Source organism: Actinoplanes siamensis, assembly GCF_016862395.1.
In the GTDB taxonomy this organism is placed as follows: Bacteria; Actinomycetota; Actinomycetes; order Mycobacteriales; family Micromonosporaceae; genus Actinoplanes; species Actinoplanes siamensis.
Map to the genome: position 1 here is coordinate 33,777 of NZ_BOMW01000064.1, position 18,824 is coordinate 52,600.

The window sequence follows — 18,824 nt, forward strand, 5'->3', positions numbered from 1 at the left end:
CCTCCCGCCCGAGTTGGAGGACTTCCGTGTTACAGCCGTACCGCCAGCTGTTCACCGCGCCCGGTGCCGGCGCGTTCACCCTCAGCGCCCTGCCCGCGCGACTGGCCATCTCAATGCTCGGCGTCAGTGTGGTGATCATGGTGGCGACGCTGCGGGACTCGTACGCCCTGGCCGGCGCCGTCTCGGCGACGGGTCTCGCCGCCGTCGCCGTCGCCGGGCCGTGGATCGGTCGTCTCGTGGACCGGTACGGTCAGGCCCGCATCGCCGTGCCGGCCGCGCTGGTCTCCGCCGTCTCGGCGACCCTTCTGGTGATCTGCATCGATGCCGGCGTGCCGTCGTGGACGCTGTTCGTGGTCTGGGTCGGCACATCCGGCACCCCGAACGTCGGCGCCCTCACCCGGGCGCGATGGGCGGCTCTCTTCGCGGACCAGCCGGAGATGCGGCACAGCGCGAACGCGGTCGAGCAGTCCCTGGACGAGTTGTGCTTCATGACCGGGCCGGTACTCGCGGCACTGCTCTGCACCATGGTCGCCCCGCAGGCGGGGCTGGTCGTGGCGACCGCGCTGATGCTGGTGGGCGCGTTGTCGCTGGCGGCCCAGCGCCGCACCGAGCCGCCGGTCCACCAGGTCCGCGAGCGCGGGGATTCCCCGATCCGGGTCCGCGGCGTGCTCGAGATCGCGGTGACGTTCCTGTTCACCGGCATGGTCTTCGGCGGCATCGAAGTGGCCACCGTGGCCTACACGGAATCGCTCGGCCATCCCGCCGCGGCCGGCGTCATCCTGGGCCTGCTGGCAGGCGGCTCAGCCGTCGCCGGCCTGGCGTTCGGCGCCGCCAAGGTACGCGGCAGGACCCCGGTACGTTTCCTGATCTGTGTGGCCGGCATGGCGGTACTGATGCAGCCGGTCCTGCTGGCGGGCGACGTGTGGACGCTGGGTGTGCTGCTCTTCTTCGCCGGTCTCGCCACCGCCCCCACCATGATCACCAGCATGACGCTGGTGCACGAGCTGGTTCCGCCGTCCCGGATCACCGAGGGCATGACGCTGACCACCACCGGCCTGCTGATCGGCATCGCCGCCGGAAACTCGGTGGGTGGCTGGGTGGTCGAGGAGGCCGGCGCTCGTACCGGTTACGCCACCCCGGCGGTCGCCGCCGTTCTCGCCCTGCTGACCGCGCTGATCGGTTTCGGCCGGGCGCTTGGCGGCTCCCGCCGCGTCGCGGAAAGCACCCCGGGAACCCGTGACAATTCGAGGCCGCCCGGCTCCCGTGACCTCCCGGAAAAGAGTCCCGAAGCCTCTTGACGTGCGCGGTCGTACAGCCAGTCGGTGATCGCCGCGAACGACGACGCGCCGGCCATGACCGCGCGGACCGCGACGGCAAGGACCGCGGACCGTGGGTAACGGGTTCCCCGCGGGTCACGCGGGTCGGTCGCCCGCACCTTGCGGTGACCACGGGCCGGATCGTGTTGGTCGCGGGCTGAGCCGCCGCTACGCTGCGTGGCCGGCTGGAGCCTCGATCACTGACCGCGCCGTGCGCAGAAACGCGGTCAGCGTCGGATTCGACTCCCCACGGCGCAGCCAGGTCATCGTCACCTTGGTCTGCGCGTCGGCGTCGACCAAGGGGATCGCTGCCACGTGACTACGGTCGAGGTGCCTGCGGATGGCGATCTCGGGCAGCAGGGCGGCGCCCATGCCCGACGCCACGCAGCTGCACAGCGCGGCCAGGCTGGTCATCTCAGCAACCACCTTGGGCCGGTCAGCGCCGAGCGGCGCGACCGACCGGTCGAACATCTCACGGAACCCGCAGCCCTGCTCGGTGGCCAGGAACTCCTCGCCCGCGAGATCCATCATGCGCAGTGTCGGTGACCCGGCCAGCCGGTGACCAACCGGGGTGACGATCATCAACCGGTCCCGTTCCAAAGTCTCGGATCCGAGTGTCTCGTCAGCGGGCGGATCGCCGAAGGTAAGGCTGATGTCGATCTCACCCCGGCTGACCGCGCCGTACAGCTCGCCACGGTTGCCCTCGCGAACCGCGACCCGCACCTTGGGCCGGCGTGAGCGATAGGTACTGAGCATCGTGGGCAGCCGATGGGCGCACAGCGTCTCCAGGGCGCCGACCGTCAGTACCCCGCTGGGCTCGTCGAGTTGGTCGGGCACCACGGTGCGAGCCTCCTCCACCAGCAGCAACACCTTCTCGGCGTACCCGACCAGGCGCTCACCGGCCGGCGTCAGCCGCAGCCGCCGGCCGGAGCGGTCGAACAACTGCGCGCCCAGCTCGGACTCCAGAGCTTGGACCTGCTCGGTGATGCTGGACTGGGCGTAGTGAAGGTCCGCCGCCGCCCGGGTGAAGTTCAACGTACGGGCGACAGCCCGGAACGCGCGGAGATGACGAAGTTCCATCGGGCGAGGCTCCTATCGGTCAGGCCGATGGAAATCATCGTAACTGCCGACTTTGGAATCGGCCTGACCGATGTCAGGGTGAAGTGACTGATAGGCCCCAACTCGGAAAAGTGGTATCACCTATGGCCAAGCCTGTCACGGCGTCTGCCGCGGGCAAGCCGGTCGGCGCTTCCGTACCGGGCCGGCCCCGGGATGCCGGTCTCTTGCTGCCAGGTCTTTCGCTCGGCTATTTCGTGGTCATGCTGGACACGACCATCGTCACTGTCGCGCTTCCGGCGATCGGCAAGGACCTCGCCGGCGGACTCAGCTCGCTGCAGTGGGTGTCCAACGCCTACACGGTCACGTTCGCGGCTCTGCTGTTGACCGCCGGCGTGCTGACCGACCGGTTCGGCGGCCGCCGGGTGTTTCTCGTCGGACTGTGGGCGTTCGCCGCTCTCTCTGCCGTGTGCGCGGTGGCCGGCTCGATGCCGATCCTGATCGGACTCCGGGCGCTGCTCGGCGTAGCCGGTGCGCTGCTGGTACCGAGCTCGCTGGCGCTGATCGCCAGCAGCTGCGCCGATCCTCAGGCACGGGCCAAGGCGCTCGGCGTGTGGGCCGCGCTCAGCGGATCCGGTCTGGTGGCCGGCCCGGTGGTGGGTGGTCTGCTCGCCGATGCGTTCGGCTGGCAGTCGATCTTCCTGGTGGCGGTGCCGATCTCACTGATCAGCGTCGTGACCGTGACACGCTCGTCGGTGCACACGCCGGTCAAGGCCGGCCGCCGGGTAGACCTCACCGGACAAATCGCGGCAGTGCTCGGTCTCGCCGCCCTGACCTATGGCCTGATCGGGAGCGGACCGGCCGGCTGGATGTCGCCGCAGGTTCTCGCTGCGCTGGCAGTATCGCTCGTGGCCGCGGTCGTGTTCGTGATGGCCGAGCGGCGACCCGAGAAGGACCGCCACGCCGCGATGCTACCGGCGCGAATGTTCAGCAGCCGTACGTTCTCAGCGGGTCTGCTGGCCGGAGCCCTGGTGAACTTCGGCCTCTCCGGGGTGCTGTTCGTGCTCTCCCTCTACTTTCAGGAGGCGCACGGCTACTCCGCCTCGGTCGCCGGGGCTGCATTCCTGCCCCTGACCATCCCGACCGCGTTCAACCCGATCTTCACGGGCCGTATCGTGGCCCGGGTGGGCGCCCGTGTCCCGGCGACGGTCGGCTTCCTGATGATGGCCTTCGGCACCGCCGTTCAGGCGGTGTTCGGCGGCACCTCGGCGTTGGACGTGACTCTCTGCATGATCGGTCTGCTGCTGCTCGGCTTCGGCGTTTCATTCGCGATCCCGTCGCTGGTCACCGCGGTGGTCGGGGCCGCGCCGAAGGATCTGGTGGGCATCGCGTCCGGTGCCCTGAACTCGGTCCGGCAGACCGGCGCCGTTCTTGGTGTGGCTGTCCTCGGGGCGGTCATGGCGGCGGGTACGTCGACGGCATCCGGCGCTCGGGTGGCGCTGGTGGTGGCAGCGGTGGTGCTGGCGATCGGTGCGGCCGTGGTGGCCGTGTTCGTCGGACGCCGGAACTGACGCCTCCTCAGCCGGCCGCCGTCCCCCCTTGCCCGTGAGGTGGACAGCACGCCGAGACCGTGGCCACGGAGATCCGGGTGCCGGCCGATCGGGACTTGGATGTGGCGGTGGGAGAGGTGGGCGAGCTGCATACCCGGGGCCCGTACACCATCCGCGGCTACTTCCGCGCCGACGACCACAACGCCCGTGCCTTCACCGCCGACGGGTGGTACCGCACCGGTGTCCTGGTCCGATCCGGTGGCGGCGGCAATCTGATCGTCACGGGAGCGGGAGTTCGCGGGTGCCCACTCCGGGGTCGCCTGGGCCGTACCCCTGATGCTGGTGTTGCCACCACCATCAGGGGAAGACACTTCCTCCTCCCGCGTCCAGCTCGCAGGATTGCATCCATGAAGCGCGATGGGATTCATCCGCCTTGAATTCGCATTCGGCGTTTCAGTGTCTTGGGGGAAGATATGGATACTTCGATCACCCGTCACATCGTCACGGTTCTGACGGAACTGGACGTCCCGACGGCAGACGTCACGCCGGAAACGACTTTCGAGGCCATGGAGATCGACTCGCTGCTGCTGGAGGAGTTGGCCCTGCGTCTCCAGAGGTCCTTCGGAATCGAGATCGAGATAGGTGAGCTCGTCCCCGAGCAGACCGTCGCCGAGGCGGCTGCGGTAATCGCGGCCAAGAGTGTCGCTGTGGCCTGACGGGTTCCGGGCGTCCCGTCCGAGCACCGTCCCAACCCCGCATTTCGCCATTCCTGGCGGCGGTCCGCGCGGGTAGATCACTTATTCACACTCCGTCGGAAGGGAACAGGAATGTCCGCCACTCTGCTCATCCTCACCGAAGTTGGCGTCGCTCCCGGCAGGGTGGACGAGGTGCTGGACCGCTGGGGCGAACTGAACGAGAAGGAACCGCTGGCCGGCCGCACCCTGCTCCGCAGCACGAACGGTGACACCGTTCTCGAGATCACGCCGGTCCAGGACTACGCCGAGCTGGATGCCATGTCGGCGGGCTGGCGGAGGCTGTGGGACACCGTCTCGATGGACTTGGTCACCGACTTCCGGCGCCAGCTCCTGGAGTTCGTCGAGGCGCCCAAGGACACCGTCGATCCGCTGCCCCGGACACGGCACATCCAGCTGCGGTACATCGAGGTCAAGCCGACGGAGTACGCGGCCTACCGCGAGTGGCGCGAGAAGACCATCTTCGACGTGGTTCGCCGTGCCGAGCAGGTCACCACGTTCCTGGCGTACCACACGCTGCTGAGCACTCAGCCCGGCGTGATGTTCGTGACGGGTTTCGACTGCGACCCGGTGGAGTACCAGAAGGTCTTCGCCTCCCCCGAGTACCAGGACATCGTCCAGCAGGCCGGCGATCGTTTCATCGTCGGAGGCGAGAGCGGTCTGTACACCCGCGTCTACCAGCGTGCCGATGCCTGAGACCGCCACCGCCCCCTGGACCGCCACCCCGGGTGTCACCGAGAAGCTGGAGCTCAGCCTCACCACTCAGGGCCCGCTCTACCCGCCGAGCGAAGTCATGGACGCCGACGGCAACTTCGTCGTGGTCGGGATGGTCAACCGGGCCACCCCGGACGGTGCGATCCGGCCGGAGTGGGGCGCGGCGATCGTCTCGCCGGACAGTCCGCTGCCGGACTTCGGCGACCTCGCTCCGTACACCGTGGTGCGGGAATTGGACTGTGAGCCCGACGGGCCCGACAAAGACATCGTCCTTTACACGCTTCCGCTGCCCCTGCCGTGCAACAACTACCCGATGGTGTTCGCGCCGGAGCAGCTGCCGGAGGCCGGCCGGGTCAAGCGACCCAGCCACGCCTTTCACGAGGTGCCCATCCCGGACCTGCGTCCCGAGGACGGGCCGAAGCTCACCACCCCGGTGACCTTCGGCGCCTGGATGAGGGCGAGCGGCACCCTGGAGGTCGGGGTCACCTCCGACGGCTGTCACGGGACGTTCGGCTTCACGTTCTCCCGGCTCGTCCCGAACAGCGTCTACACCGTGATGTCGCTGCGTGCCCGCGACCTTGACCCCACCGGGCCCACCCGGCCCGGCCCGCTCGGAGTGCCGAACGTCTTCGTCACCGACGCCGACGGGAACGGCCGCTATGACGCGACGCTGCCCAATCCATTCCCGGACCCAGGACTGCCCGAGGCCAACCGGATCATCAACGTGGTCGTGCTGTGGATGAGCTACCAGCGCAGCTACGGCGGCGCTATCGGCGAGTTCGGTCTCGGCGGCGACATCCACGCGCACCTCAAGCTACGCGGCGCGTCCTTCCAGAACCTGCGGACCACCGCCGCCCCGCGGTCCTGACCCGCCGCACCGTAGCCGCCATTCAGCACAGGAGAAGCCCATGCCTATCATCGCCGTCACCACCTGGGACGGTCAGAGCGACGCCCAGGCGCAGGAACTCATGCAGGAGCTGACCCGAACCGTCGGACGTGTGACGGGAGCCCCCCTGGACAAGATCACCGTCTACATCCAGGAGGTGCCGCGCAGCCGCTGGGCGGAGGGCGGCGCTCTGGGCAGCGACCCGAAGTTCCCGGAACTGAGCCGCCGGCTCTCCGAGTGAGGGTGTCCGCCGAGATGCCCGAGACGACCAGCCGCACCGCAGCCGAAGTCGAAGCCGGCGCCTTCCTCCTCGTGGGCGACGTCTTCGCCGCATTCGCCGAGCACGAAGGCGTCCATACGGTGTCCCAACTCGCCCGGCAGATCAGGACGGGCGCGTTCCCCCACGGCACGGACCAGGTCCGGGTAACGCTCGGGCAGGGGGTGTCCCAGTTCGACGTCCAGTTCATCCACGACACGCTTGCCCGGCACGGCCTCACGGACGTGGTCGTGATCGACGACCAGGCGCTGCGTGACCGTGCCGGGCGGCGGATCGCGCACAAGCACCGCGCAGAGAACGTGCTGATCTCCGTGCCCCGGCGGACCGGCCCCGACTCCTTCGAGTCGGACCTGCTGGTGGACTCGGGCAACGAGGTGATGTCCGACCACCTTACCGGCCAGCACATGCAGGGCATGCTGGCCATGGAGGCCGGGCGGCAGATGTTCATCGCGGTGGCCGAGCAGCACTACCTGCCGCCGGAGGCGGTCGGCGACAGCTATTTCGTGATCGACACCTTCGCCACCCACTACCGGAACTTCCTCTTCCCGCTGCCCGCGACCATCCGGTGCAAGGTTCTCTCGCACCGTTCGCCGCACCGCACCCGTACGACGTTCGCCTGCGAAGTCGTCGTGCTCCAGGGCGGCGGCGAGGCCGCGGTGATGGAGGTCAGATTCACCGCCTTCGACACCCAGGTCGCGCATGTCAAGGAAGCCCGCGCGGCCGAGCGATCCCTCCGGGACACCGTGGCGGTACTGGCGGGGGCGCTCGAACCGAACTCGACAGAGATGCAGGTCGTGTGACCGAGCCTGGTCTCCAGTGACAGACGGCGGCCGGCATCGAGAAGGGCCCTGCACATGTCAGATGTACGCCCCTACCTGGTCTTCAGTGACGTCGACGAAACGCTGATCACCGTCAAGAGCATGTTCGACTTCCTCCGTTACCAGCTGGTGCGCCAGCACGGCGATGCCGGGGAGGTGAGGTACGAGCGGATCATGGCGATGGTCCACAACATGGCCGGTGACGGCGCCCCCCGTGCGGACATCAACCGCTTCTACTACCGCCACTACGCCGACCAGTCGGTGGAGACGATCGGCCGGCTCGCGGAGGACTGGTTCGCCGAACGCACCGCGTCCCGCCGGGGCTTCTACATCGAGGCGACCCGGGAGGCCCTGAGCGCTCATCGCGCCGCCGGTGCGACCGTCGTCCTCGTCTCCGGCTCCTTCCCGCCGCTGCTGGAGCCTCTCGCCCGCGAGGTGGGCGCCGACGCCGTCCTGTGTACCCGCCCGATCGTCGCCGACGGCCGTTACACCGGGGAGGTCGCCACTCCGGTCATCGGTACGGGCAAGAGCACCGCCGTGCTGGGGGTGTTGGAGTCCCGTCCCGACGTCGACCCGCGCGACTGCTGGGCCTACGGCGACCACGTCTCCGACCTGCCGATGCTGGAACTCGTGGGGCACCCCGTCGCCGTGGGGGAAAACCAGGAGTTGCGACAGCGGCTGGCCGATCGCGTCCGGGGAGTCACGGCCTGACGGCCGGGCACCGGTGGTGCTCGCATCATCATGATGGAAACACCTCCCCCTCGGTGCCGTGCTTCCCGAGTGATCGTACGGAACGCGGCTGAATTGAACGCCGGCAATACCCCTGTAATGCCGAAACAAGTCGTCACGGAATCACCGAACAAAAGGAACGAAGATGGCTGAATTCGACTCTCGTGGCACGTTCCAGAAGGCCGCGAACGAGTACGCGAAAATCCAGGACGCCTTCCCCGACGTGATCTGCGAGCCGCTGCTGGCCGACATGGCGGTCAAGGAGGGCGATCGGATCCTCGATCTGCCCTGCGGGACGGGCGATTCGATCGTCAAGGCGATGCAGATCGCGGGGCCGTCCGGGCACGCCCTGGCCATCGACATCTCGGCCTCCATGATCGAGGAGGCCAAGGAGAAGGCGGAGGCCGCCGGCGTCAAGAACGTCGACTTCGTCGTCGAGGACATGGACAAGGCGCAGTTCGACACCGCCGCGTACGATATCGTCGTGTCGGCCAACGGGCCCTTTTTCGCCGCCGACCTCAAGACTTTCCTGGCGAAGATGTGGGACGCGGTCAAGCCCGGCGGCAAACTGGTCACGATGACCCTGGGCCGCAATTTCCTGACGCCCATCTCCGGCATCTTCCTGGACCGGGCGCAGATCAGGACCGAGGATTTGCGCATCTCCACACCCTGGAACATCACCGAGGACATCGCCTACTTCCGGGAAGTTCTCGAAGAGGTGACCCGGGGGCAGCGCATCAACATCATCCACCGGGACGCCGTCATGGATTACCAGACGGCCGACGGAGGGTGGAATCTCCTGATGGGTACCGCGTTCAGGAACTACACCCTGGCGATGTCACCGGAGCACCAGGCCGAGATCGAGGCGGAGATGAAGGAGTGGATGCAGGCCAACCGCCAGTTCTCCGCGACCTGCAGCTTCAACAACATCACCGTCGTCAAGGACAACGTCTGAGGTGAAGGCATCCGGCGGCCGAGTCGCCGTGCCCGGCCGCCGCCTCCTCCGGCGTCGAGTCACCTCACCGCCTCCCCTCCTGGAGAACGCCATGTCCCGTCGTCTGTTCACCTCGGAGTCCGTGACCGAGGGTCACCCCGACAAGATCGCCGACCAGATCAGCGATGCCATTCTCGATGCGCTCCTGCGCGAGGACCCCGGGTCCCGGGTCGCCGTGGAGACGCTCATCACGACCGGCCAGGTGCACGTGGCCGGCGAGGTCAAGACCACGGCCTACGCGCCGATCGCCCAGCTGGTGCGCGACACCGTCCTGGCCATCGGCTACGACTCGTCGGCGAAGGGCTTCGACGGCGCCTCCTGCGGCGTGTCGGTGTCGATCGGCACACAGTCCCCCGACATCGCCCAGGGCGTCGACACCGCGTACGAGACCCGGGTCGCAGGGAACGGCGAGCGTGACGAACTTTCCCGCCAGGGGGCGGGCGACCAGGGTCTGATGTTCGGGTACGCGTCGGACGAGACACCGACGCTGATGCCGCTCCCGATCTTCCTGGCCCACCGTCTCTCGAAGCGCCTGTCCGAGGTCCGCAAGAACGGCCTGGTCCCCTACCTCCGTCCGGACGGCAAGACCCAGGTCACCATCGAGTACGACGGTGACAAGGCGGTCCGTCTGGACACCGTCGTCGTCTCCTCGCAGCACGCCGCCGAGATCGACCTGGACTCCCTCCTCGTCCCCGCCATCCGCGAGTTCGTCGTGGAGCCGGAGCTGACGGCCCTCCTGGACGACGGCATCAAACTGGACACCGGCGGCTACCACCTGCTGGTCAACCCGACCGGCCGATTCGAGATCGGCGGTCCGATGGGCGACGCCGGCCTCACCGGCCGTAAGATCATCATCGACACGTACGGCGGTATGGCGCGCCACGGCGGCGGCGCCTTCTCCGGCAAGGACCCGTCCAAGGTCGACCGCTCCGCCGCGTACGCGATGCGCTGGGTCGCCAAGAACGTCGTCGCGGCCGGCCTCGCGTCCCGCTGCGAGGTGCAGGTGGCGTACGCCATCGGCAAGGCCGAGCCCGTCGGTCTCTTCGTCGAGACCTTCGGCACCGCCATGGTCGACACCGACCGGATCGAGAAGGCCATCGACGAGGTGTTCGATCTCCGCCCGGCCGCCATCATCCGCGACCTCGACCTGCTGCGCCCGATCTACGGCCTGACCGCCGCGTACGGTCACTTCGGCCGCGAGCTCCCGGAGTTCACCTGGGAACGCACGGATCGGGTCGAGGCGCTGCGCAAGGCCGCAGGAGTCTGAGATGCGGGTCGCCGTCACCGGGTCCATCGCCACCGACCATCTGATGACCTTCCCGGGCCGCTTCAACGACCACCTGCTGCCCGACCAGCTGGCCACCGTCTCGCTGTCCTTCCTGGTGGACGATCTCCAGGTGCGCCGGGGTGGCGTCGCCGCGAACATCGCCTTCGGCCTCGGCCTGCTCGGCGTCACTCCCTTGCTGGTCGGTGCGGTGGGCACCGACTTCGCCGAGTACGGCGCCTGGTTGAGCGCGCACGGCGTGGACGTCAGCCAGGTGCGGGTGAGCGAGCAGGCTCATACGGCCAGATTCATCTGCATCACCGACCGGGACCAGAACCAGATCGCCGCCTTCTACGCGGGTGCCATGGCGGAAGCGCGGCACATCGTTCTGGCCGACATCACGGCCCGGTGGGGCAGGCCCGACCTCGTCCTGATCGCGCCGGACGACCCACTCGCCATGCAGCTCCACGCTTCCGCGAGCCGGCGGCTGGGCATTCCATTCGCCGCGGATCCCTCACAGCAGCTCGCCCGCCTGGAGAGCGACGAGGTCCGTCAACTCGTCGACGGAGCGCAGGTGCTCTTCAGCAACGAGTACGAGGCCGCGCTCCTGTGTGAACGCACCGGATGGACCAGGGACCAGGTCCTGAATCGCGTGGGCACCTGGGTCACCACCCACGGTGCGAACGGGGTGACGGTCGCCACCCGGGGAGAGGCAGCCGTCACCGTTCCGGCCGTACCGTCCGACAAGGCTGTCGATCCCACCGGTGTGGGTGACGGCTTCCGCGCGGGATATCTCGTAGGCAAGGCACGCGGCCTGTCGAAGGAGCGGGCGGCCCAATGGGGGTGTGCCGTGGCCACCACGGTGCTGGAGACGGTGGGGCCCCAGGAGTACCGGTTGAGCGACGATCTGCTGGCACGGGTCGCCGACACCTATGGCGCGGACGCCGCGGTGGACATCGAGCGCTGTGCGGAGGTGCCGGTGTGACGGCGCTCCGGGAACTGCTCGCCCAGGGAGAGCGGTCCTTCTCCTTCGAGTTCTTTCCGCCGAAGACGGAGGCGGGTATGCGGGTCCTGTGGGACACCATCCGTCGCGTCGAACCGCTCGCGCCCTCCTTCGTGTCGGTCACCTACGGCGCGGGTGGCTCGTCGCGGGACCGCACGATGGAGGTCACCGAGCGGATCGTGACCCAGACGACGCTCCGGCCCGTGGCACACCTCACGGCGGTCGGGCAATCGGCTGACGAACTGCGCCGTGTCATCGGTGAGTACGCGGCGGCGGGAGTGCGGGACGTGCTGGCACTGCGCGGCGACCCGCCGGGGGATCCCAACGCGCCCTGGTCACCGCATCCGCAAGGCTTCCGGTACGCGCACGAGCTGGTGACGATGGTGCGGGAGTGCGGTGACTTCAGCGTCGGTGTCGCGGCCTTTCCCGAACGGCACCCGCGTTCCCCGGACTGGGAGAGCGACATCCGGCACTTCGTAGCCAAGTGCGAGGCCGGCGCCGATTACGCGATCACTCAGATGTTCTTCCACGTGGAGGACTATCTGCGGCTGCGTGACCGGGTCGCCGCGGCCGGCTGTGACACCCCGATCATCCCGGAGATCATGCCCGCCACCGACATCCGGCAGATCGCCCGGTTCGCCGAGCTGAGCCACGCCACCTTTCCCCGCGAACTGGCCAGGCGTCTGGAGCAGGCCCAGGACGATCCGGCGGAGGGGCGGCGCATCGGGGTCGAATACGCCACCACCATGGCCGACCGGCTCCTCGACGAAGGCGCTCCGGGCCTGCACTTCATCACGCTCAACCGTTGCACGGCGACGCTCGAGATCCACCGCAACGTCCTGGGCTCGAGGAGTGCGCACGCCGTCGTGCCTGGCTGACCGCACGCTGATATACCCCACCTCCGTATGGAGGTGGGGTATATCAATTCAACGACCGTTGCTGGCTGGTGAGGTTCACCGGCTGACCGGTACGCATCGGGTCGCGGTCGCCGAGCGCTTGCAGCGGGAGGGCGGGAGTCGGGCTGAGGGCGCCCGTGGCGTCCAGCCGGAGCATGGCCTTTTCGTCCGCGGTGTCGGGGGCGGCCTGATAGACCACCATCCGCTGGCCGCCCGCCCGTGCCAGACGCATGACCTCGTAGGTCAGGGTCATCGGTCCGACCTTCGGATGCTGGAAGGACTTCTGCCCACCACCGCGCTCGCTGACGTCGTACCGCTCCCAGATCCGCGCGAACTCCGGTGACTTCACCATCAGTTCGCCGACGAGCGCCGTCAGCTCGGGGTGGTCGGGGTCGGCTCCGGCGACCGCGCGCAAATGCGCCACCGAGAGCGCGGCCGTCTCCTCCCACTGCGCGTAGAGCGCCCGGCCGACCGGATGGAGGAACATGTAGCGGGTCACGTTGCGCTGGTCCTCGGGCCAGTCCCAGACTCCGGGCATCAGCCGCCGGCCGGGCCGGTTCGCCGCCAGCAGGCGGTTGCAACGGTTCACCACATAGGCGGGCAACGGGCGTATCGACTCCAGCATCCGCAGCACCGAGTCACGGACGGTGTCCTCCAGGCCGGCCGGCAGGTCGGAGGGCCGGCCGCAGGCCAGCTCGGCGAGTTCGTGCAGGCGTTCGTAACCGTCGTCGCGCAGCCGTAGTGCCCGGCCGAGGGCGTCCAGCACGGCGGGGGACGGATTGGTCTCGCGCCCCCGCTCCAGGCGGATGTAGTAGTCGACGCTCACGCCGGCGAGCACGGCCAGTTCCTCCCGGCGCAACCCGGGAGTGCGGCGCAGGCTCCCACCAGCCGAAAGGCCGACGTCCTCCGGGCGTACCTGCGCCCTCCGGGCCTTCAGATACCGGCCGAGTTCGGTGCCTCTCGCCTCTGCTGCCATCAGACCATTGTCGTAGGGGGTCAAGGCTTTTAGGAGGCCGTGTCAGGGCCTGGAACGCGGCACCTCGGGGACAGCGCGGTCTGCCGGAGGGCCGCGCGGACGTGAAGAGTCGATGCCGGAGCGGGCGGCCCGGCCGTCGTGGCTCAGGGGGTGCGAGACACCGGACCGCGGCCCCGACGCGCGGTGGCCGCCCGCCCAGCCATCTTCCGATGATCCGTCACCTGTGCGAGCCCAGGAGTCAGCATGTCAACCATTCCGCGATCGCAGCGGGCGCCCGCGCTGCAACGACAGCCGGACCCGGACCCGACCGCCGCGCCGCCGCGGTCGAGGGGCATCGCCCTGGCCGCCGCGTTACTCGGGTTCGTCGTGATCACCATCGACGTCTCGGCCGTCAACATCGCGTTGCCCGCGATTCAGGGCTCTCTCAGCGGTGGGATGGCCGGGCTGCAGTGGGTGGTCGACGCCTACACCCTGATGTTCGCGGCCCTGATGCTCTCCGCAGGCTCCCTCGCCGACCGTGCCGGCGCCCGCCGCGCCTACGTCTGGGGCGTCGCCCTCTTCAGCCTGGCGTCCCTCGGCTGCGCGCTGGCGCCCGGCATCGGCGTGCTGGTCGCCGCGCGCGTGGCGCAGGGCGCCGCCGCCGCGGTAGTGATGCCGGCCTCGCTGGCGCTGATCCGGCAGGCCTACGACGACCCGCAGGCACGCGCCCGTGCCATCGCGATCTGGACGGCCGGCGGCGCGGTGGCGATGGCCGCGGGTCCGGTGCTGGGCGGGCTGCTCACCGAGGCGGCCGGTTGGCGGGCCGTGTTCCTGCTCAACCTTCCGGTGGGCGCGGTGATCCTGGGCCTGCTGATCCGGGTGCAGCACTCCCCGCGCCGGCCCGCCGTGCTGGACGGCGGTGGCCAGCTCACCGCGATTCTGGCCCTGGCCGGACTGGCCTTCGCGGTGATCGAGGGTGGTCACCTGGGCTGGACCAGCGTGCCCGTGCTGGTCGCGGCGGCGATCGCCATCGCTTCCGGGTACGCCTTCGGCGTGATCGAGGCACGGCACCGCCAACCCATGGTCCCGCCGAGCATCCTGAAGGACCGCCGGGTGACCGTCGCGCTCGCGGTCGGGTTCGCCGTCAACGCCGCCTTCTACGGCGGGATCTTCCTGCTGGGGCTGTACTACCAGCAGCTGCGAGGGATGTCGGGGATCACGGCCGGGCTGTTGTTCGTCCCGCTGTCGGCGTTGGTGACGACGTCCAATCTGGTGTCGCCGCGGCTGGCGGAGCGGATCGGGCGGCGTTCGGTGATCGTCGCCGGGCAGTTGATTTTCATCGTGGCGATGCTGGCCCTGATGCTGTTGGCCGCGGACACTCCCGTGTGGCTTGTGCTGATCCTCCTGCTCCCGCTGAGCACCGGTGGGGCGCTCGCGGTGCCCGCGTTGACCGCCCTGCTGATGGACTCGGTTCCGCCGGAGCGCGCGGGGACCGCGTCCGGGCTGCTCAACTCTCTTCGCCAGACCGGCGGTGCGCTGGCCGTCGCCCTGTTCGGCAGCCTGCTCGCCAGTTCCGGCGGGGGTTTCTCCCTCCCGGGCATGCGCGTCGGCCTTCTCGTCGTCGCCCTGGTCCTCGGCGGCACCGCCGTTCTCTCGCGCTTTGTCCTGTCCCGCGACTGAGCGCGGCAATGGATTCCACGCGAGGGTCGACGCGGTGGAGCCGGGGCCACCCCCGGGCCCGGCTCCACCGCGCGGGGCGCCGACCGGTCGCCGGCGGCAGCTGGTGGTGGCACCACCCTGTTCGACAGACACTCTGCAACCTGCGGCTTCATCGGCACACTGGTGGGCATGGCCCACACGACGCGATATGTCACGGTGGAAACGAGCGGCGCGACCGTGGGCACTGCCCCGCTGCGCCTGTTCTGCTTTCCCCATGCGGGCGGCAGCGCCTGGTCCTTCGCGGGTTGGGGACAACGGCTCGGGCGCGAGATCGCCGTGGTGCCGGTGTCCCCGCCCCCGCGGTCGGTGTCCGTCAGCACGATGGACGACCTCGTCCGCGCAGTGGACGAGCGGTTTGCTCCGGCGCTCGACGAGCCGTACGCCTTCTACGGCCACAGCATGGGCTCGCTGGTAGCCTACGGGGTGGCCCAGCGCCGCCTCGCCGCCGGCCGCCCACCGCCCGTCTGCTTCGTGGTCGGGGCCCACCGCGCACCACATCTGCCCGCTCCGGATCTGATCGGCGACCTGTCGGACGCCGTTGCGCTCGAGCTGCTGCTGGGCCTGGGCGGAGCCGGCCGGCTGCTGCGGGAGAACCCCCGGCGGATGCGGGCCGTGGTGGACCGGCTCCGTCAGGATTTGTCGATCAGCGCCACCTACCGGCATCCGACGGAGGGGCACCGGCCGCTCCCGTGTCCGATCCATGTGCTCCACGGCAGCGACGACCAGCTGGTTTCCGCCGCTCACGCGGCGGCCTGGGACCGGCACACGGCGGGGTCCTTCTCGCTGCGGATCCTGCCCGGGGGTCATTTCTTCCACAAGGAGCACCAGGAGCTGTTCCTGACGGAGTTGCGGAAGGCCCTGCTGCTGGCGGTGAACCACTGAGCTCGGACCGTTGCGTGGCTCGTCCGGCATGTGACCAGCCGCACTGACAATTCGTGTTCGTCGGGCTACCTTCCGCTAGCATGGACCCCAGGCCCTCCATCTCCGGTAGCCAGAAGAAGCGGCGCACCGAGCTGACGCACTTCTTGCGCAGCCGTCGCGCCGCGCTCTCTCCTGCCGACGTCGGCATGCGCTCGGCGGGCGGTCGGACCCGGGCGGGCCTGCGCCGGGAAGAGGTCGCTGTGCTGGCCGGGGTCAGCGCGTCCTGGTACGCGTGGCTGGAGCAGGGCCGCCCCATCAGAGTCTCCGGCGGGATCCTGGACGCCATCAGCCGCGCGCTGCGCCTGACCGAGCGCGAGCGCGTCCATCTGTACCGGCTCGCCGAAGCCAACCCTCCATTCCCGTCACCAGGCATGAATTCCTCAGACAACGAGTTCTTCCAACGAGTGGTCGACACCCAGCTGCTGGGACCGGCGTGCGTCATCGACAGGTACTGGGATGTCCTCGCCGCCAACGAGCAAGCCGCCCGGATGCTCCACCTGGGGCGGGAGGGCAACGAGAACTTCCTGGTCGGTCTGTTTACCGGATCGCACGGTCGCCGGTACGTCGATCTGCCCCGGGTGGCCCGTCAGATGACCGCCCGCTTCCGCCTCCAGACGTCCTACTTCGCCGACGATCAGCGGTACGAGCGGATGGTGGACGGCCTCGCCGCGGACAGCACGCGGTTCGCCGAGTTGTGGTGCCGTCACGAGGTCGAGGAGTTCGTGCCCACGACGGTCGAACTGAACCACCCCGACCGGGGCCCGGCCCCCTTCACGCTGTTCACGATGGATCTCGACGACGCCTCCAACGTGCGGCTGCTGGTGTATCTGCCCCAAACAGACACCGGTCCGGAGTCGGCCCGGGGGTGACGTCTCCCAGTTCCCGGGTTCGCCGTACCCGGGAACATGGTGGTGCTGCCACCACCGGAGCCAGACACAGCGCCAACACGATCTGGTAGGACGGTGCCCGGCCGCCCGATAATTCTTGTACGCCTTGGTGCGCCCGCACGACAGGGCCGTATCAGGCCGTTCCCACGTACCCTGCCACGTTCGCCGTGCCTACCCGTCCGGACCGGAGGGGTGGCGTGTTCCGACGGACCAGGGCTACGACGCCCGGCACCGGCAATGAGGGAGGCCCCCTTGGTATCCACGCTGCGCGAAGAACCTCTGGCGAAGGAGGCGGCGGCATGATCAGGGCTGCGGTCCTCGCCGGACTCGGGACGTACGTGCCGTCCCGCGTCATCACCAACGACGATCTCTCCCGGATCCTGGACACCTCCGACGAATGGATCCGCTCACGCACCGGTATCGCCCAGCGTCACTGGGCCCCACCCGGCACCGCCACCGGTGACCTGGCCGTCGAGGCCGGCGGGCGGGCGCTGAAGTCCTCCGGCTCCGGCGACGTCGATCTGGTCGTCGTCGCCACGACCACGCCGGATCACCCTTGCCCGGCCACCGCTCCCGGTGTCGCCCACCGGCTGGGCCTGAACGCGGTCGCCGCGTACGACATCGCCGCCGTGTGCAGCGGATTCGTTTACGCGATGGCGTCCGCGGCGGGCGCCATCGCCGCCGGCATCGCCGACCGCGTGCTGGTCATCGGGGCGGAGACCTACTCCACGATCCTCAATCCCGAGGACCGCACCACCTCGGTCATCTTCGGCGACGGTGCCGGGGCCGTGGTGCTGCGGGCCGGCGACCCGTCCGAGCCGGGCGCCCTGCTCGGGCACGACCTGGGAAGCGACGGCTCGCTCAAGGACCTGATCATCGTCCCGGCCGGCGGCTCCCGCCAGCCTGTCGCCGCGGTGGCCGCGTCCGGCGACCGCCCGGCCGAGACGTACTTCCAGATGGAGGGCAAGCCGGTCTTCCGGCACGCCGTGACCCGCATGGTGGCCTCGTCCGAAGCCATCCTCCATCGCGCCGGCTGGGCCCCCGAGTCGGTGGACTGGTTCGTCGGCCACCAGGCGAACGTCCGGATCCTGCACGCCGTCGCCGACCAACTCGGCATCGACCGCGACCGGACGGTCGTCAATCTGGACCGCGTCGGCAACACGTCGGCCGCCTCCATTCCGCTGGCACTGGACGACGCCGCCTCCAGAGGCCTGCTGACGCCCGGCGACCGGGTGCTGATGAGCGCTTTCGGCGGCGGGCTGACCTGGGGCTCCACCGCCCTGGTCTGGCCGGAGATCGTCACGGGCTAGGCAATTCCACCGGGCGGCCGTCAGCACAGGAGACCGGCGGCCGCCGTCCTCCGTACCGAGCGGCAGTCCCGCCGTGACCGATCACCGAGAACGAGGAGCTGGACAATGCCCGAATCCACGCCCGATTCCCCGCCGCTGCGCATCGCCGTCCTCGGCGCGGGCAACATCGGACGCCCCCTGGCCCGCCACTGGCTGGCCGCCGGTCACACCGTGACCTTGGGCTCCCGGACTCCGGACCGGCTCGCCCCCCTTGTCGAGGAGTGGGGTGGGCGGGCGCGGGCGACCACGTACCCGGACGCGGTGGCCGCCAGTGACGTGGCGCTGCTCTCGGTGCCGCGTCCGAGTCTCGAGGAGGTGCTGGAGCAGGTGGCCGACCGCCTGACCGGGAAGACCGTCATCGACGCCACCGCCTCGATCGGGCTCTCGGCGGACGGCCTGTTCGTGTCCGGGTTGGGCGCGGGCATGACCCAGGGCAGCTGGTCGGCGAAGCGGCTGCCCGGGAGTGCGGTCGCGCGAGCATTCAGCCACCTCCCGGGCGAGCTGCTGTGGCCGCGAGGTACACAGCAGCGGCATTTCTGGGGGATGGCGGTCGCCGCAGACGACGCGGACGCGCTCCGCATCACGGAACGTCTTGTCCGCGACGCCGGCTTCGTCCCGGTGCCACTCGGCGTTCTGGACGAGTCCGCGGCGATGGAGCCTGGTGGCGTGCTCTTCGGATACCTCTCGACGCCGGCCGGCCTGCGCAGGGCCGCGGGCATCAGCGGCTGAGGTCTCTTC

At 69.4% G+C, this 18,824-nt stretch carries 19 protein-coding genes and 1 pseudogene; 17 read left to right on the forward strand and 3 right to left on the reverse strand.

Annotation, left to right across the window (positions count from 1 at the left end; translation table 11 throughout):
• The first annotated feature begins 26 nt into the window (after nt 1-26).
• Complete coding sequence (locus Asi03nite_RS30020; protein WP_239103032.1) at nt 27-1,298, forward strand: MFS transporter; 1,272 nt, start codon at nt 27-29, stop codon at nt 1,296-1,298.
• Between the two features lie 59 nt (nt 1,299-1,357).
• On the opposite strand, the pseudogene Asi03nite_RS38125 reads toward Asi03nite_RS30020, so the two are convergent.
• A pseudogene (locus Asi03nite_RS38125) lies at nt 1,358-1,435 on the reverse strand (hypothetical protein); the annotation flags it as partial.
• A 49-nt stretch (nt 1,436-1,484) separates the two neighbouring features.
• Nucleotides 1,485-2,396, reverse strand: a complete 912-nt coding sequence (locus Asi03nite_RS30030) for a LysR family transcriptional regulator (RefSeq protein WP_203683863.1) — start codon at nt 2,394-2,396, stop codon at nt 1,485-1,487.
• 203 nt (nt 2,397-2,599) lie between these two features.
• On the opposite strand from Asi03nite_RS30030, the gene Asi03nite_RS30035 reads away from it, so the two are divergent.
• The 11 genes from Asi03nite_RS30035 (at nt 2,600) to metF (ending at nt 12,237) form a co-directional block, all read left to right on the forward strand.
• Nucleotides 2,600-3,943 (forward strand): MFS transporter, encoded by a 1,344-nt coding sequence (locus tag Asi03nite_RS30035; RefSeq protein ID WP_373872184.1) that lies wholly within the window; start codon nt 2,600-2,602, stop codon nt 3,941-3,943.
• Between the two features lie 452 nt (nt 3,944-4,395).
• Nucleotides 4,396-4,638, forward strand: a complete 243-nt coding sequence (locus tag Asi03nite_RS30045) for a phosphopantetheine-binding protein (protein ID WP_203683866.1) — start codon at nt 4,396-4,398, stop codon at nt 4,636-4,638.
• A gap of 111 nt (nt 4,639-4,749) precedes the next feature.
• Nucleotides 4,750-5,370 carry a hypothetical protein gene (locus Asi03nite_RS30050; RefSeq protein WP_203683867.1) on the forward strand — a complete coding sequence of 207 codons (621 nt, stop codon included), beginning with the start codon at nt 4,750-4,752 and terminating at the stop codon, nt 5,368-5,370.
• Nucleotides 5,363-6,256: a hypothetical protein gene (locus Asi03nite_RS30055; protein WP_203683868.1), complete on the forward strand. Its 894-nt coding sequence runs from the start codon at nt 5,363-5,365 to the stop codon at nt 6,254-6,256. The genes Asi03nite_RS30050 and Asi03nite_RS30055 overlap by 8 nt, the downstream gene beginning before the upstream one ends.
• A 40-nt stretch (nt 6,257-6,296) precedes the next feature.
• Nucleotides 6,297-6,515: a tautomerase family protein gene (locus tag Asi03nite_RS30060; protein WP_203683869.1), complete on the forward strand. Its 219-nt coding sequence runs from the start codon at nt 6,297-6,299 to the stop codon at nt 6,513-6,515.
• Nucleotides 6,516-6,529: 14 nt separating this feature from the next.
• Nucleotides 6,530-7,351 (forward strand): AfsA-related hotdog domain-containing protein, encoded by an 822-nt coding sequence (locus Asi03nite_RS30065; RefSeq protein ID WP_203683870.1) that lies wholly within the window; start codon nt 6,530-6,532, stop codon nt 7,349-7,351.
• A gap of 54 nt (nt 7,352-7,405) precedes the next feature.
• Nucleotides 7,406-8,080, forward strand: coding sequence for an HAD family hydrolase (locus Asi03nite_RS30070; RefSeq protein WP_203683871.1), 675 nt, complete (start codon nt 7,406-7,408; stop codon nt 8,078-8,080).
• Nucleotides 8,081-8,243: 163 nt separating this feature from the next.
• A complete protein-coding gene (locus Asi03nite_RS30075; RefSeq protein WP_203683872.1) occupies nt 8,244-9,053 on the forward strand; it encodes a class I SAM-dependent methyltransferase in 810 nt (269 codons plus the stop codon).
• 91 nt (nt 9,054-9,144) lie between these two features.
• A complete protein-coding gene (gene metK, locus Asi03nite_RS30080; RefSeq protein ID WP_203683873.1) occupies nt 9,145-10,359 on the forward strand; it encodes a methionine adenosyltransferase in 1,215 nt (404 codons plus the stop codon).
• Nucleotide 10,360: 1 nt separating this feature from the next.
• Nucleotides 10,361-11,341 carry a carbohydrate kinase family protein gene (locus Asi03nite_RS30085; protein ID WP_203683874.1) on the forward strand — a complete coding sequence of 327 codons (981 nt, stop codon included), beginning with the start codon at nt 10,361-10,363 and terminating at the stop codon, nt 11,339-11,341.
• A complete protein-coding gene (metF, locus tag Asi03nite_RS30090; RefSeq protein ID WP_239103033.1) occupies nt 11,338-12,237 on the forward strand; it encodes a methylenetetrahydrofolate reductase [NAD(P)H] in 900 nt (299 codons plus the stop codon). Before Asi03nite_RS30085 ends, metF begins: the two co-directional genes overlap by 4 nt.
• A gap of 43 nt (nt 12,238-12,280) precedes the next feature.
• Here metF and Asi03nite_RS30095 read toward each other — a convergent pair whose 3' ends face one another.
• Nucleotides 12,281-13,231, reverse strand: coding sequence for a helix-turn-helix domain-containing protein (locus Asi03nite_RS30095; protein WP_239103034.1), 951 nt, complete (start codon nt 13,229-13,231; stop codon nt 12,281-12,283).
• A gap of 243 nt (nt 13,232-13,474) precedes the next feature.
• Here Asi03nite_RS30095 and Asi03nite_RS30100 point away from each other — a divergent pair, with 243 nt between their 5' ends.
• The 5 genes from Asi03nite_RS30100 (at nt 13,475) to Asi03nite_RS30120 (ending at nt 18,815) form a co-directional block, all read left to right on the forward strand.
• Nucleotides 13,475-14,890 carry an MFS transporter gene (locus Asi03nite_RS30100; protein ID WP_203683875.1) on the forward strand — a complete coding sequence of 472 codons (1,416 nt, stop codon included), beginning with the start codon at nt 13,475-13,477 and terminating at the stop codon, nt 14,888-14,890.
• Between the two features lie 168 nt (nt 14,891-15,058).
• On the forward strand, nt 15,059-15,811 hold the full coding sequence (locus Asi03nite_RS30105; RefSeq protein WP_203683876.1) for a thioesterase II family protein: 753 nt from the start codon (nt 15,059-15,061) through the stop codon (nt 15,809-15,811).
• 80 nt (nt 15,812-15,891) lie between these two features.
• Nucleotides 15,892-16,719: a helix-turn-helix transcriptional regulator gene (locus tag Asi03nite_RS30110; RefSeq protein ID WP_203683877.1), complete on the forward strand. Its 828-nt coding sequence runs from the start codon at nt 15,892-15,894 to the stop codon at nt 16,717-16,719.
• 317 nt (nt 16,720-17,036) lie between these two features.
• Nucleotides 17,037-18,047: a beta-ketoacyl-ACP synthase III gene (locus Asi03nite_RS30115; protein WP_203683878.1), complete on the forward strand. Its 1,011-nt coding sequence runs from the start codon at nt 17,037-17,039 to the stop codon at nt 18,045-18,047.
• Between the two features lie 105 nt (nt 18,048-18,152).
• Nucleotides 18,153-18,815: an NADPH-dependent F420 reductase gene (locus tag Asi03nite_RS30120; protein ID WP_203683879.1), complete on the forward strand. Its 663-nt coding sequence runs from the start codon at nt 18,153-18,155 to the stop codon at nt 18,813-18,815.
• Nucleotides 18,816-18,824 lie beyond the last annotated feature (9 nt).

Excerpts from the sequence above, each read along its gene's own strand:
- Asi03nite_RS30030 (WP_203683863.1), bottom strand. The coding sequence starts at position 2,396 with ATGGAACTTCGTCATCTCCGCGCGTTCCGGGCTGTCGCCCGTACGTTG.
- Asi03nite_RS30045 (WP_203683866.1), top strand. The coding sequence starts at position 4,396 with ATGGATACTTCGATCACCCGTCACATCGTCACGGTTCTGACGGAACTG.
- Asi03nite_RS30050 (WP_203683867.1), top strand. The coding sequence starts at position 4,750 with ATGTCCGCCACTCTGCTCATCCTCACCGAAGTTGGCGTCGCTCCCGGC.
- Asi03nite_RS30055 (WP_203683868.1), top strand. The coding sequence starts at position 5,363 with ATGCCTGAGACCGCCACCGCCCCCTGGACCGCCACCCCGGGTGTCACC.
- Asi03nite_RS30060 (WP_203683869.1), top strand. The coding sequence starts at position 6,297 with ATGCCTATCATCGCCGTCACCACCTGGGACGGTCAGAGCGACGCCCAG.
- Asi03nite_RS30065 (WP_203683870.1), top strand. The coding sequence starts at position 6,530 with ATGCCCGAGACGACCAGCCGCACCGCAGCCGAAGTCGAAGCCGGCGCC.
- Asi03nite_RS30070 (WP_203683871.1), top strand. The coding sequence starts at position 7,406 with ATGTCAGATGTACGCCCCTACCTGGTCTTCAGTGACGTCGACGAAACG.
- Asi03nite_RS30075 (WP_203683872.1), top strand. The coding sequence starts at position 8,244 with ATGGCTGAATTCGACTCTCGTGGCACGTTCCAGAAGGCCGCGAACGAG.
- metK (WP_203683873.1), top strand. The coding sequence starts at position 9,145 with ATGTCCCGTCGTCTGTTCACCTCGGAGTCCGTGACCGAGGGTCACCCC.
- Asi03nite_RS30085 (WP_203683874.1), top strand. The coding sequence starts at position 10,361 with ATGCGGGTCGCCGTCACCGGGTCCATCGCCACCGACCATCTGATGACC.
- Asi03nite_RS30095 (WP_239103034.1), bottom strand. The coding sequence starts at position 13,231 with ATGGCAGCAGAGGCGAGAGGCACCGAACTCGGCCGGTATCTGAAGGCC.
- Asi03nite_RS30100 (WP_203683875.1), top strand. The coding sequence starts at position 13,475 with ATGTCAACCATTCCGCGATCGCAGCGGGCGCCCGCGCTGCAACGACAG.
- Asi03nite_RS30105 (WP_203683876.1), top strand. The coding sequence starts at position 15,059 with ATGGCCCACACGACGCGATATGTCACGGTGGAAACGAGCGGCGCGACC.
- Asi03nite_RS30110 (WP_203683877.1), top strand. The coding sequence starts at position 15,892 with ATGGACCCCAGGCCCTCCATCTCCGGTAGCCAGAAGAAGCGGCGCACC.
- Asi03nite_RS30115 (WP_203683878.1), top strand. The coding sequence starts at position 17,037 with ATGATCAGGGCTGCGGTCCTCGCCGGACTCGGGACGTACGTGCCGTCC.
- Asi03nite_RS30120 (WP_203683879.1), top strand. The coding sequence starts at position 18,153 with ATGCCCGAATCCACGCCCGATTCCCCGCCGCTGCGCATCGCCGTCCTC.